10 protein-coding genes are annotated in these 13,280 nt (G+C 71.2%); 2 read left to right on the top strand and 8 right to left on the bottom strand.

Going from position 1 to position 13,280, the window contains the following annotated elements; translation table 11 throughout:
- Positions 1-391: 391 nt before the first annotated feature.
- Positions 392-1,870, bottom strand: a complete 1,479-nt coding sequence (locus ABZS64_RS35960) for a hypothetical protein (RefSeq protein ID WP_355838857.1) — start codon at positions 1,868-1,870, stop codon at positions 392-394.
- A 161-nt stretch (positions 1,871-2,031) separates the two neighbouring features.
- Here ABZS64_RS35960 and ABZS64_RS35955 point away from each other — a divergent pair, with 161 nt between their 5' ends.
- Positions 2,032-2,271 (top strand): DUF6059 family protein, encoded by a 240-nt coding sequence (locus ABZS64_RS35955; protein ID WP_355838855.1) that lies wholly within the window; start codon positions 2,032-2,034, stop codon positions 2,269-2,271.
- On the opposite strand, the gene ABZS64_RS35950 is transcribed toward ABZS64_RS35955, so the two are convergent.
- The 7 genes from ABZS64_RS35950 to ABZS64_RS35920 are packed head-to-tail and all read right to left on the bottom strand — an operon-like array spanning position 2,247 to position 11,456.
- Positions 2,247-3,311, bottom strand: coding sequence for a GntG family PLP-dependent aldolase (locus ABZS64_RS35950; RefSeq protein WP_355838853.1), 1,065 nt, complete (start codon positions 3,309-3,311; stop codon positions 2,247-2,249). The genes ABZS64_RS35955 and ABZS64_RS35950 overlap by 25 nt on opposite strands.
- Positions 3,308-4,780: an aldehyde dehydrogenase family protein gene (locus ABZS64_RS35945; protein ID WP_355838851.1), complete on the bottom strand. Its 1,473-nt coding sequence runs from the start codon at positions 4,778-4,780 to the stop codon at positions 3,308-3,310. The genes ABZS64_RS35950 and ABZS64_RS35945 overlap by 4 nt, the downstream gene beginning before the upstream one ends.
- On the bottom strand, positions 4,777-5,877 hold the full coding sequence (locus tag ABZS64_RS35940) for a hypothetical protein (RefSeq protein WP_355838849.1): 1,101 nt from the start codon (positions 5,875-5,877) through the stop codon (positions 4,777-4,779). Before ABZS64_RS35940 ends, ABZS64_RS35945 begins: the two co-directional genes overlap by 4 nt.
- 13 nt (positions 5,878-5,890) lie before the next feature.
- Positions 5,891-7,675, bottom strand: a complete 1,785-nt coding sequence (locus tag ABZS64_RS35935; RefSeq protein ID WP_355838847.1) for an asparagine synthetase B — start codon at positions 7,673-7,675, stop codon at positions 5,891-5,893.
- A 1-nt stretch (position 7,676) separates the two neighbouring features.
- Positions 7,677-8,693, bottom strand: coding sequence for an alpha/beta hydrolase-fold protein (locus ABZS64_RS35930; protein WP_355838845.1), 1,017 nt, complete (start codon positions 8,691-8,693; stop codon positions 7,677-7,679).
- Positions 8,686-10,089 carry an MBL fold metallo-hydrolase gene (locus tag ABZS64_RS35925; RefSeq protein ID WP_355838843.1) on the bottom strand — a complete coding sequence of 468 codons (1,404 nt, stop codon included), beginning with the start codon at positions 10,087-10,089 and terminating at the stop codon, positions 8,686-8,688. The genes ABZS64_RS35930 and ABZS64_RS35925 overlap by 8 nt, the downstream gene beginning before the upstream one ends.
- A complete protein-coding gene (locus tag ABZS64_RS35920; RefSeq protein ID WP_355838841.1) occupies positions 10,086-11,456 on the bottom strand; it encodes an SUMF1/EgtB/PvdO family nonheme iron enzyme in 1,371 nt (456 codons plus the stop codon). Before ABZS64_RS35920 ends, ABZS64_RS35925 begins: the two co-directional genes overlap by 4 nt.
- Before the next feature lie 573 nt (positions 11,457-12,029).
- Between ABZS64_RS35920 and ABZS64_RS35915 the strand changes: the two genes are divergently transcribed.
- The gene (locus tag ABZS64_RS35915; RefSeq protein ID WP_355838839.1) at positions 12,030-13,271 is read left to right on the top strand and encodes an ATP-grasp domain-containing protein; all 1,242 of its coding nucleotides are present in this window, start codon (positions 12,030-12,032) and stop codon (positions 13,269-13,271) included.
- The last annotated feature ends 9 nt before the right edge of the window (positions 13,272-13,280 follow it).

Here is a 13,280-nt window from a genome sequence, read left to right as displayed (position 1 = left end):
GCGGCGTGGGGGCACCTCCCGTGCCCGAAGGGCTACGGGGGAGTGCGCACCAGGGCACGCGAGCCCGGCAAGATCCGAACGACAGGCCCTAGGGGCCTGCACCGCGGGTGCCTCCCGCCGTGCTCCGGTCACGGGTGCCTCCAGCCGTGCTCCAGCCGGTGCGGGAAGGCTGGTCCCGGAGGATCTCGTCGTTCGATCCGGCGAGCAGCGGCCCGTCTGCCGCCCGTGACCGGCGTTCCTGATGGAGCGCCAGGCGCGGGGCGCCGGGGAGCTTCCCCCCTTCCCGGCGCCGCGCGCCACCCGGCCGCCCCTGTGGCTCCTGACGACCACGCGGGCGGCCGGAGGGCTGTGCACCGGCTCGCCCCGTGCGCCCCGTTCGCCTGTGGCCCGCTCATGCGGCCACCGCCACGGGTGTGAGGCGTCGGCCGCCACGATGGCTCGTACGGCCCGGTGCCACGAGCGCGCCCAGAAACCCTGTGGCCGTATCCGAGCTCGTCAGGGCCTGCAGCAGCAGCGCCCACGCCTCGTCCCGTTGAGCCCAGCCTGAGCCGAACCGGTCGGTGAGAGCCCCGAGTACGGACTCGTACCAGGCACCGGCCGCCAGATGGGAGCGGCGGTGAAGGATGCGCGGCTGGCGCAGCAGCAGCAGCTCGGGAGCCATCCGCAGTCCGGTGCGCGTGGCGACGTCGGCGGCAGCGTCCAGCGCTCCCTCCGCACTGCGGCAGTCGCGCAGGGCCGCGTCCAGAGCCAGGTCGACCGCCGACAGCCCACGGCAGAAGCGCTCGTGCTCGGCGAGGAACCGGGCCGCGGTCACCGCTGTGTGCTCCTCCAGGCCGAGCCGGACGAGCAGTTCGGGCGAGTGGACCCGGTGGACGAGTAGCAGGGCCCACCCGGCGGAGCGGAGCGGATCGAGGGTCCACCGCTCGGCCAGGGGTGCGTGCTTGGGGCGCAGCGCGTGCTCGGTCAGCGCGGCGATGTGCCGCTGCAGTTGCCGCACCGTGGCGGGGGTGACTCGCGTGGGCGCGGTCAGCAGCGAGTAGCCGGGCATCCGCACGGGGGTGGCTCGCGGCACGGTGCCGGGCCTGCGGATCAGCTTGACCTTGTGGGTGGGCGGCAGCAGTCCGTGCCCGCGGGCCTCTGCGACGAGGCTGGCGAGGAGCTCGTTCAGCCTGGGCAGCCTGTGCACTGCCGGTGCGGCGGGTTGGCACAGCTGCTCACCGAGCATCAGCCAGCGCCAGTTGTGCTCCGCGGCGCCGTCGCGCAGACCCGCCGCGCGCGCCCAGGATTCGGCGATGGACGCCAAGTCCGGTACGGGCTCGGACACTTCGGCCAGCTGTCGCAGGGAGCAGGGCGGCAGGGGACGGAGGCGGCCCTCGGCCCACCAGTACCGGCCGTCCTCGGCGGCACGGCGGCGCGCGGACAGCCACTGCCAGGTCGCCTCCACCAGCTCTCCGGCCCCGGCGCGCTGCCGTTCGTAGGCGGCCAGGCGAGCGTTCTCGTCACCCTCCAGGGCGAGCACGGCGGAAGCCTGCGGCGGCGCGGCGGCGCCGGTCAGGTCGGCGACCAGCCGGGTAAGACCCAGAAAGGCGATCTCGTCGTCGAGCCGCCGGGCCCGCTGCACGGCGGGCTCGGGATCGCACCCGGCCAGGCCTGCGCCTTCCAGTTGCAGATCTGCCAGCAGATCCTCGATGTCCTCGACCGTGGCGCCGTCGTCGCCGCCCGCGTCGGGCAGTTCGGCGAATGCGCCGGAGTCCTCGTCCCGGTCGCGCAGGACGGCCTCGTCGAAGCCGTCGATCTCCAGGCCCGCCCTGGTGTGCCCGGTCAGGACCGTGCGCACCTGCTGCCACTTGCTGCTCTGGTCACGGGTCATCGTCGTCCCTCCTCCCGCCCCCGGCGCCGGGCCTGGCGGGTGCTCAGAAGTGTGTGGCGGTGTGTTCGAGCCGGGCTCGACCCCGTCTCGAAGCTGTGCCGAGCGGCGGGCCGGACAGTGTCGGCAACCGGCCGGCCCGCGACGAGGGAGTGATGTCAGACGTGAAGCCCTCATTCCTCCGTCGCCTGCTCACTGTGGTGTGCCGCGGTCTGGTGGCTCTGGGCATGCAGCACACCGGCGGTGAGCCCGGGTACCCGTACCCTCCGCTGCCGCCGGAGCGGGCCCCGGTGTCCAGAGAACCGCTCCAAGGACCTGGGCCGCGCCACCCGGAGCGACTGCGCCCGGACATTCCGCTGAGCCCGCTGGAGCAGGCGCTTCAGCGGGAGCTCGAGGCCGGCTGACCAGCAGTCACAGGGGCGAGCCGCTCCCCGGCCAGTGCGCCGACCACGACGGGCACCGCCGCAGCCTGGTGCTCGCGGTGCACGACGAAGCGCACATGGCCGCGGTCGAGCGGCAGCACCAACACGCCCTGGGACGCCAGCCGCCGCTGCAACTCGGCCGCGTCGAGTCCGGCCATCCGGACCGTGACGATGTTCGTCCGCCGCGGCGGTGCGGCAACCTCCGCGCCCGGCACCGAAGCCAGCCCGGCGGCCAGTTCGGCAGCCAGGGCGTGATCGTCGGCCAGTCGCGGCAGGCGCTCCAGAGCCACCAGGGCTGCCGCCGCCACGACGCCCGCCTGGTGCATGGTGCCGCCGAGCTCAAGGCGCAGCTCACGGGAACGGTCCACGAAGGCGGCGCTCCCGCACAGCAGCGAACCGACCGGCGCACCCAGGCCCTTGGCCAGGCAGAAGGTGACGCTGTCCGCGGCTGCGGCCAGCGTCCGCACGGGCACCTGCCAGGCCACCGCGGCGTTGGCGAGGCGGGCGCCGTCGAGATGGACATGAGCCCCGTGCTGCCTGGCGAGGCCGGCCAGGCGCTGCGTCGTGGCCGCGTCCAGGGCATTGCCCGCGTGAAGCATGCAGGTGTTCTCCAGGGAGACGATCAGCGGCTGCTCACGGCTGTCGTCAAGTGCCTGGGCGAGCGCGGCGGGTTCGGGACTTCCGTCGTCCCGCTGCGCCACCGCGACGAGTTGTACGCCGCCGAGACGGTGCACGCTCTCGAAGCGGGCGATATGGGTGTCCGTTCCGGTCACGAGACGGGTGTCCGCGCCAGGTGCTGCGGCCAGGACCGCGACGAGGTTGGCCATGGTGCTGCTCGGCAGGAACAGCGCCGCCTGTTTGCCGGTGAGCCGAGCGCCCTCGGCCTCCAGCTCCAGGACGGTGGGGTCGTCCCCGTACGCGTCGTCTCCCACCGCGGCCGCAGCCATGGCGGCACGCATCGCCGCGTCCGGTCGCGTGCGGGTGTCGCTGCGGAAGTCCAGGAACAGTGGCCGGGCGTTCACCGGAGCGCCTCCGGCCCGTCGGGCTGCTCGGCGTGTGCGATCCAGACGGCCCGGGTGTGGGTGTACTGGTCGGCCGCGTGCACGCCCAGTTCGCGGCCGTAGCCGCTGTGGCCGATTCCTCCGACGCTGATGGTCTCGTCCGTGTCGCCCCAGGTGTTGAACCACAGCAGACCGGCCCGCAGCCGCCCGGCCAGCCGCTCCGTCCGGCCGCTGTCCGCAGTCCACACGGATGCGGAGAGACCGTAGGCGGTGTCGTGGGCCAGACTCAGCGCCTCGTCCTCGGTACGGAAGGACCGCACCGCGAGCACCGGCCCGAACAGCTCCTGGCGCCAGGCCCGCCCGGTCGTGGTCACCTGGTCGAGCACGACCGGGTTGACGTAGAAGCCCTGTCCGCACGCACCGGGCAGGTGTGGCCGCAGCGTGCTCCGGCCGGGCGGCAGAAGCGCGGAGGCGCCCTGCGCCACTGCCTCGTCGACCGCCTCGGTCACCCGGTCCACGGCCCGCGCGGTGATGAGCGGCCCGAGCTGCGTGCCGGGGTCGTCGGTCGGCCCCAGGGCACGCGAGCCCGCCCGAGCGGCGAGCTCCCGCACGAAGTCGCTGTGCACGGACTCGTGGACGATCAGCCGGGAGGCGGCGACGCACATCTGGCCGGAATTGCCGGTGAACGCCTCGACGGCCGCCGCGGCGGCAGCGTCCAGATCGGCGTCCGGGAAGACCACGAGCGGGTTCTTGCCGCCGAGTTCGAGCGAGACCCGCTTGACGCCGGCCGCACAGCGGCGTGCCACGTCGCTCCCGGCGGCGGTGGAGCCGGTGAAGGACACCGCCGCGATGTCGGGCAGTTCGCACAGCAGCCGCCCCACCTCGCTGCCGCCGTAGACGGCGCCGAGTACATGGGGCGGCAGGACCTCGCGTGCTGTTTCCACCAGCAGTCGAACGGACAGAGGGGTCTCGGGCGCGGGCTTGACGACCACGGTGTTGCCATAGGCCAGGGCGGCTGCCGCTTTCCAGGCCGCCATGAGCAGCGGGTAGTTGGCCGGGCAGATGGCCGCGCACACCCCCAGCGGCACCCGGTCGGTGTAGGCCCGCAGACCCGGCCCGGCCGGATGCACCTCTCCCGCGGGATGCAGTGCCGCATGGGCGAACCAGCGGAACGCGCGGACGGCGAAGTCCACTTCCCCGCCCACACGTCCGACCGGTTTGCCCGCGCCCCGGCGCTCCAGCTCGATGAATGCGTCCCGTCGCTCGTGAACGAGGTCGGCCAGCCGGTGCAGGCGCTCGGAACGGTGGCGGGGCCCGGACTCATTCCAGGGGCCTCCGGCGTCGGCGGCGCGTCGTACCGTCCGGGCGCATTCGTCGGGTGTGCTGTCGGGCAGGGCGTCGAAGCACTCCCCGGTGGACGGGTCGTACAGCGGTCGCCCGCGGCTGTCGCCGGTGTGGGGGGCGATCAGTGAGGCGGAGGGGGAGCTCACAGCGCCGCCCCCTGACCCGTCAGCAGGGATCCCGCGAGCAGAGTGTCCAGCCGGCCGAGGACGAGCTGCTTGTCCATGCCCTGACCTGAGCTGGTCAGGAGCTTGCCCTCCAGCCCCAGGGCCGGGTCCTGCCAGACGGCGTCGAACGCACCGACTTCCGGGTCCACGTACGCCAGATGCACGGTACGGCCGCGGACCTGGACCTTCTGCGCACGGGCCGGGTGCTTCTCGCGCTCGGGCGGGAACGGCATCCGCCCGGCGCCCGAGCGCTGCAGGATGAGCCGCAGCTCACCGCCGTCCCGTTCGCCGGTGTAGATCACTTCCAGGTCCCGGGCGCCGTCGGCGTCGGTGAATACGGCGGCGCTGTCCGATACGAAGCCGCCCAGCTCGGCGGGGACGCCCTGGGCCATGAGAAAGTCGGCGAGTTCCACGGTGGGCACCCAGTCCCCCTGGTGCCTGCCATCGCGCCGGTGGAAGAAGAACATGCCGGTCGGCACTTCGATCAGGTCGGTGGTGTGGCGCGCCCAGTACGAGAGTTCGCTGAACGGGGTACGCACGATGCGCGCGGGCGCTCCTGGGTCGGCCGGGCGCAGCGCGCGGTACAGGGCGACCAGCTCCTCGTCGCTGAACTCGCCCTCCAGTATGGACAGTTCGACGGTGGTACGGCTCATACGCGCCGAGGCGGCGGGGTGTCCCAGATAGTCGATGCCCAGCCAGACCACGCGCTCTTCGCCGATCGGGAAGGCCCGGGTCTCGCTGCCCCACAGGCACGGATGGTCGGCGGCCGGGAAGGCCCAGTCGTACAGGAACTGCTTGAGGCGCAGCCGTCGCCCTCCGCCGCTGATCTCGGTGCGGTACGCGGCCGGATTGGCGCTGGACCAGGGGCTGCGGCCCGCGCTCGCGGCGGTGCGGCCGGGCGGGGCCTCCTTGCGCAGGGTGCCGACCGCAGTGTCACAGCCGCCGGGCAGCCCGGCGGGATGCCACAGCGTGAAGTTGCACCACGGCTGGGCCTGTTGGGGTGCCAGCCGGGGCGGGGCGTCCTCCAGTTCGGCCGCGTCGGCGACGGTGTTCCACTGCCAGGTTGTGGTCGACGCCATGGTCTTTCTCCTTCTACAGGGGGGTGGGCGCGGGCGTCCGCAGCCGCTCCAGCCAGGCGGCACTGGAGGCGAGGAACATCAACTCCCCTGTGCCCAGGGCGTCTTCAACGCGCCTGGGCAGGCCGGTGAGCCCGAACGGCAGCCCCTGCTCGGCCGCCAGGTTCCGCAGCGCCTGCTGGTAGGCGGGGTCGGTCGGCGAGGGGAAGCCCTGCTTGCGGCGCTGGACGACGGCGGGCGGCAGCAGGGTGGCGAGTGCGGATTTCAGCAGTTCCTTGTGGCGGCCCGGCTCTGACGGGCTCTTGAGGTGTTCCGGGCAGCGGAAGGCGAGTTCGGCCAGGGTGACGTCCTGGAATACGGGTCGGTCCTCGAGTGTGTACGTCGAGGAGGTGAGGTCCACCATGTCGTTGACGTAGACGAGGAAGCGGCGCATCAGATGGTGCCGGCCGCGCTTGAGCGGGTCGAGGGTCTCAAGCGCCCGGTACTCCCTGAGCACGCGGTCCCACACGCGCTGCCTGATGTCGTCCATGTCGACGCCGAGTTCGCCTGCCAGCCACTCGATCAGTTCGCCCCACAGCGGGCGCTCGTCCCGGTACAGGCGGTGGGTGAGGTAGTGGCGGCCGTGCACGTGGGTGGCGGCCGCCGGGTCGACGACGGGGAAGTAGCCGCCGTCCTGGTAGCCCCACATCTCATCGGCGCCGTGGCCGGAGTAGACGACGACCTGGCCTTCGGCGGAGATACGCCGGTAGAGCTGGTACATGGCGAGTTCGGCGCCGTGCAGCAGCGGACGCATGAGCCGGTGCGCGACCTCCGGGACGAGCGCGACGGCATCGCGGCGCGACAGTTCGCACACGGTCAGCGGCACGCCGTGGGCGTCGGCCACCAGCCGGGCATGGTCGACGTCGCTGCCGGAGCCGCCGATACCGTCCTCGTAGTGGGCGACGTAGGGGGCCACCTCGACGCCGCGGGTGTGCAGCGCCGCGAAGATGGCCGAGCTGTCGACGCCGCCGCTGAGCACCGCGGCCCGGGGCACGTCGGCGACTGCGCGCAGGGCGACGGCACGGTCGAAGGCCGCGCGGATCTCCTCGGCGCCGACCACTTCGTCGGACGGCTCGGGCTGCCAGTAGCGGCGTATGCGCACGCGGGGCGCGTCCACGACGAGGTACTCGGCGGGCTGGAGTGTGTGGATGCCGGAGAGCCAGGTGTGTTCGTCCGCCGCGTCCATCCGCACCCAGGAGCGGAGCACGAACTCGGCGGGGTCGACCTCCGGCTGGATCAGCCCGGTGGCGAGCAGGGCCTGAGGCTCGGAGGCGAAGAGCAGCCCGTCGTCGGTGTAGCAGTAGTGGAGCGGTTTGATGCCGAAGTGGTCGCGGGCCAGGACGGTGCGGCGGGTGTGCGTGTCGTGCCAGGCGAGCGCGAACATGCCGTCCAGGTTGGTCAGAACGGATGCAGCGTCGTCCTCGGCTGCCCGGCTGACCTGTTGGAGGACGAATTCGGTGTCGCAGTGGGTGCGCCTGGGCCACGGCGCGGCGAGCGGGGCCCGGGAGGCGTACACCTCACCGTTGTTGACCAGGACCATCCGCCCGTCCGGGCCGGCCATGGGCTGCCCGCCGGCTCCGGAGCGGTCCTGGACGGCGAGCCGGACGCAGGCCAGCATCGCCGTCCCCGACGGTGCCACCCAAGGGGCGGCCGCGGATTCGCCGCGGTGGGCCATCGCCTCGGTCATGGTGCGGCCGAGCGCCGCCAGCCACTGCCGCTCGCGCGGTGCGCCGAGCGGGACGAACCCTGCGATGCCGCACATGTCAGAGCCCTCCCGGGGTGTCTGCCGCGGTGTGCCACACCCGGCCGAGGCAGGCCAGCGAGGTGATGAAACGGTGCTCGATGCCGTGGTGTCCGCCGTCGTGCTCCTGGTATTCGTGTGCGATGCCGAGATCTTGGAGGGTGGCGTGCAGAGCGCGGATGCCCCAGTGCATGTTGTAGTCGTCGCGGCGACCGGTCTCCAGGTAGAGCAGACGCAGCGCCCGCAGCCGGCCGGTGTGTGCGGCGGCGCTGCGTACCGGATCGTGCCGCAGCCAGCGCTCCCACACCTCGGGGCGGAAGAGGCCGGTCTGCGGATCGCAGGGCAGGGTTTCGGCAGCCGTCACCCCGGGCTCGGGGGCGTAACACATGCCCATGGCCAACAGGCTCATCGCCACCATGAACGCCACGTCGTGCGGCCCGCTGTCACGGCGGGCGAGAAGGGACTTGATGCCGCCGGCGGTTTCGAGTGTGTCCAGTACTCCCGTGAGCAGCGTCAGATAGCAGTGCTCGAAGCCCGCGTCGGGGGTATGGGCGAGGACCGCGCCGAAGAGGTCGGTGTGCATGCCGGCGATCAACGCCCCGTAGCCCCCGCTCGACTTGCCCGCGACCGCACGCCAGGCGGGCTCGGCCCGGGTGGGAAAGCGCCGGTCCACCTCGGCGACCACCTCGGTCAGGTAGGTGAGGTAGCGGCCGCACGCCGGGGAGTCGATGTACTGCGAGCCGCCGTACGCGGTCGTGCAGTCCGGCACGACCAGGAGCGCCGTGGGGATCTCACCGCGCTCCATGGCCGTCTGCAGCCGATGGGCCACCGAGCCGCCGAACGCCAGCGGGTGGTTGGTCAGGGTGGGGGCGGCGCCGAAGCCGGGCAGCCAGTAGACGACGGGATAGGACATGTCCTCGTCGTATCCCGGCGGCAGCAGCACCTCGATCTGCCGTCTGTACGGGTCCCCCAGCGGGTTGTCGCGCAGGCAGCTGCTGACGTGATCGACGACGATGCGCCGCCCGGGAATCTCAGCCATGAGCGGGCCTGCCGAGCATCTGGTCCACGTGCCGGGTGTAGTGCAGCGGCTGGTGGAAGACGGCCGAGAGCAGATTGCTGTTGCTGGCCCACAGACCGTACGCGCTGCCGTAGAGCAACTCGCTGTCCAGCATGGCCTGCAGGGTGTCCGCGGCGATCTCCGTGTACCCGGTGTCCTGGGTGAGATGCCGGCGGGCCGGTCCCGGTCCCAGGTGGACGATGCGGCCGGTCACCGGATCCAGGAGGTAGCTGTCGGTGGTGCCGCTGTCGAGGTACAGCGAGATGGTGTGGGTTGCGCCGCTGTCGATGGCCCGGTACCAGAAGTCGGTGCCGACGAGGCGTTCCATCAGGTCGGCGAGCAGATCTTCGGCGCTGCGGGTCTGGTGGCCGCACCGGTCGCGTTCGGGGGTGAACGGCGGGACGGCGGTCGCCTCGTCCAGAGTCACCTCGGCGTAGACGGCCTCGAAGTCGTATCCCTTGGGTGCATGGGGGCCGTTGTGCAGTTCGGCAGTGCCGCCCGCGACCTCAAGGACCTGCCCGGGGCCCCACAGCAGTCCGCCCCTTCCCAACTCACGCAGGCGACCCAGCGCCTGGTAGGGGGTGAGGGGGAAAATGGTGCGGTTGCACCAGGAGTAGTCCGTCTCTCCGTCGCCGCTGATCTTCCAGCCGAAGGAGGACGGAATGGTGACGGTCGCGTTCAGGGTGGTGACGTAGCGGTCGAAGTTCGCGACCGCACGGGCGCGCATGGCCTCGGTGTCGGCGAGCGGGCGGCGCTCGGTGAGCACGCCGGGGGGCGACATGCTGTGGGCCGGTACGAACGCGACATCGATCCGCGGGGCGTCGGGGCGTGCGAAGTGCCGCACGGTCGACTCGTGGAGGATGGCGTCGCCGCAGAGCATCACAGACGCATCGCCGCTCTCCACCAGGATGCTCATCTCGGGGAAGGTGACGTCCGAGACGAAGGTGTGCAGGACCGTGTCGCCCAGGTGCACGGTGCTGCCGGGGGTGACGGGCGTCAGCCGTTCGAAGCCGAGGCGGCGCAGCGTCCATGCGACGGCCTGGTGTCCGAGTCCTGATCCGGTGAACCTGGGCGGGACCGGGCCGACGGGGAAGATGCAGTCCGTTTCCGGCGCGCGGTGCGGGCTGTCGTCGAAGTCGACCTCGGTGTCCTCGAGGATCCGGGCCAGTGAGGGGAAGTGGTGGTGGTCGAAGTGGTGGTGGCTGAAGACGATGTGGTCCACGCCGCCGTCCAGGATGTCGAGCAGCCCGTCGGGCAGGGCGGGATGGTGCTCCCAGAAGCGGTCCAGGCGCTGGGTGAGCCAGGGGTCGACGAGGATGCGCCGCTCACCGGTCTCGATGAGGACGGCGGCATGTCCCAGGGATGTCAGCCGCATCATTGCGCCTCGTATACGCAGCGGAATCCGACCTCGTTGTGCAGATCGGTGATCAGGTCCTTGCCCCGGTAGAAGGTGCTGAGGCACACCGGCGGCGAGGTCCAGGTGCCGCCCCGCAGAACGTGGAAGGCCTCCTTGCGGTTCATGAACTCCATGGGGTGGCGCCCCCGGAAGAAGGGGTCCATGTCCTCGCCGGTGTAGTAGTTGGTGCGGGTGAGCTCCCATACGTTGCCGGACATCTGGAGCACGCCGTAGGGGCTGGCGCCGGCGGGCAGTGCGTCGGACTCGACGACGGGGTGGGCCGGGTTGTCGTCGTGGGTCGTGGTGACCAGAAGTGATTCCAGCTCGTCCAGGTCGGCCACCTGGACGCCGTAGGAGCGCTCGACGTAGTTCACCCGGTCCGGGTCGAAGGTGTTTCCCCACGGGTAGGTGCGGCCGTCCGTGCCGCGGGCCGCCTTCTCCCACTGCATCTCACTGGGCAGCGCGCCGCCCGCCCAGTTGGCGAAGGCCCAGGCGTCGTACCAGTCGATGCCGACCACGGGCATGCCGGGTGCGTTGAACCGGGCGTCGTGCCAGTGGGCGGGCTGGTGGTGGCGGCGCTCCTGAGGCTGGTCCGGGTGGTCGTACTCCCCCGTGTCCGAGGCCTTGTCGAGGAACTGGGCGTACCGGGCGTTCGTGACGGTGGTCCGGTCGATGTGGAAGGCGGGCAGAGTCTCGGCCCGCAGCGGGTTGTCGTCCTGCGTCATACGGAACGGGCCGCCGGCGGAGGATGTGGAACCGGCCAGGAAAGGGCCGGCGGGCACCAGGACGACGTCGTCGTTCAGGCGCGGGCGCTGGGCCTGCGCGGTGATCCTGGCGCGCATGTCTGTGAAGTACTCGTCCTCCAGGCGGCGCAGTTCCTCCGGGTCCCGGGTGCCGAAGATGGCGAGCAGGGCACGTTTGGTGAAGGCGGCTCCGCAGCCGACCGGCTTGCGGGTGCAGTCCTCCCGCGCGAAGTTGCTCGGCCACCCGGAGATGCGGATCAGGTCCGGCACGGCTTCCCGGATGCGGTGCTCGCCGACCACCTTGAGGGCAGTGAACGCCACCCAGTCCACGGGGTCGTGGGTGGCAGCGGCGACCGCGGTGGCCGCGGTCGCATTGTCGTGGTGGTGGGCGGCGAGCAGGCGTACCGCGGCGGCGCGCACCGGCCACTGCGGGTGCTTGACCGCGAGGCCGATGAGCAGAGGGATGCCGGCCCGGTCGCGGCCACGGCGGTCGGCGAGATCCACAACCGTCTCGACCGAAGCCCAGTAGCGGGCGTCGTCCGACTCGTCCACCTGAAGAAACTCCGGCGACAGGTCCACGGTCGCCGACGGAAGGTTGCCAACCACCAGATCTCTCCCTCAAGACGTTGTGAAGCCGCCCGCACTGAAATACATGCGGGCGGCTTTTAGGTATTTCGGGGTGCGTGGAACGGGTGGAGCGGTCTTACCACTTGGTGCAGCTCTGGCCGTTGTCACGCGACCCGATGAAGTCCTTCTCCATGAGAATCCTCCTCCTTCCACAAAGGGTAAGTCCAGCGACCTCAATCAGTCGCCGAGCGGAATCAGAGTGAATCCCGAGCCACCGGATCGTCAATAGCGAATTCCCTCGGACGGGAAGTAGGCTGGCCGGTTCGCATGCCTCAGCATCGCAGCCACACGAACTGAGTTCAATATTCCTCCTGTTGGGAGTGGTCGTGGGCCACTTTTCGCAGCGAGGGCAGCCGACGTACACCTGGCCGGAAACACACCTTGAGGGCAATGACAAGTTCCGGATAGCAATGACAAATCTTGGCGGGCAGCTACAAATCTTTGCCTCGGCCGCCGAACCAGGGGGCATCAGGCGCTAGCGTCCACGCGGGGGCAGATCAGCCGCCACCGCAATTGCTTTCCTTCAGAAAGCCGCGTTCGGAAAGGTACGGGGTGGACACAGTGGCCGGTCCCGGGGAGCTTCCGCTGATCATCCTGGTGCACAGCGGCCTGCGACAGTTCCGCGAATATCTCCTGGCGATGACCGCCGGCCATTCCCGTCTCTGGCTGCTTCTGGACACCGAGCCCACCTGGGAACTGCCGTATCTGTACGGCCACACCGTGGTCGACACCCACGACCCCGCTGCCATGAAGGCCGCGGCCCGCTCGGTCGCCGCCCGGCACACCGTGGCCGGGGTGGTGTGCTGGAACGAGCTGTTGATGGAGCAGACCGCCCAGCTGCAACAGGAGTCGGGCCTGCCCGGTTCCCCGCCCCGCGCCGTGGCACTGTGCCGCGACAAGCACGGCACGCGCCGGGCCCTTGATGCCGCGGGGGTTCCGCAGGCTCGTTCCATCCCCGTTGCGTCGGTGGCCGAGGCGCAGGAGGCCGCGGCCCGGATCGGATTCCCGGTGGTCGTGAAGCCCCGCGGCCTGGGGGCCAGTGTCGGAGTCAGCAAAGTCGCCTCGCCCGCGAAGGTGGCGGCCGCGTACACCGCGGCCGGCACCGTGGTCATGGCCGGTGCGCCGGACTTCGGCGGGAGCGTCCTGGTCGAGGAGTACCTGCGCGGCGAGGAGATCAGCATCGACGCGGCACTGCGCAACGGCGAGCTGACCCCGCTGTACATCGCGCGCAAAGTCTGCGGATTCGAGCCGTACTTCGAGGAGATCGCGCACAGCGTCGACGCCGCCGATCCGCTGCTCGACGACCCTGAGCTGCTTGACGTGCTGCGGCGGGCACACCGGGCGGTGGGCTACCACACCGGGATCACCCACACCGAACTCATGCTCACCGCGGCCGGGCCCAAGGTGATCGAGATCAACGCCCGCCTCGGCGGCGATCTGATTCCTCTCGTCGCCTCCGTCGCCTGCGGGGTGGACCCGGGGCACTGGGCTGTCGCGATCGCCTGCGGCAGCCGGCTCCCGCCACCCGGGCGCCGACAGGGTTGCGCGGCGATCCGCTTCCTCTACCCCGAACAGGACTGTGTGGCCGCAGGCGTGGACGTGGACGCGGCGGCGCTGCCCGCTTCCACGGTGCGGGCGCAGGCGCTCGCCGAGCCCGGCCAGGAGCTGCTGCTGCCGCCCGCCGGGCACATCATGAGCCGCTATGGCTATGTGCTCGTCACCGGGCAGAACGCCGCCGCGTGCTGGATCGAGGCCGACAAGGCGGCTCATGCCGTGCGCCTGAGCACGGCGTGACTCCAAGGA

It is taken from the genome of Streptomyces sp. NPDC005408, assembly GCF_040606445.1.
Classification (GTDB): domain Bacteria; phylum Actinomycetota; class Actinomycetes; order Streptomycetales; family Streptomycetaceae; genus Streptomyces.
The sequence above is the reverse complement of the archived record's forward strand: the minus strand, read 5'-3'. Positions and strand labels throughout refer to the sequence as shown.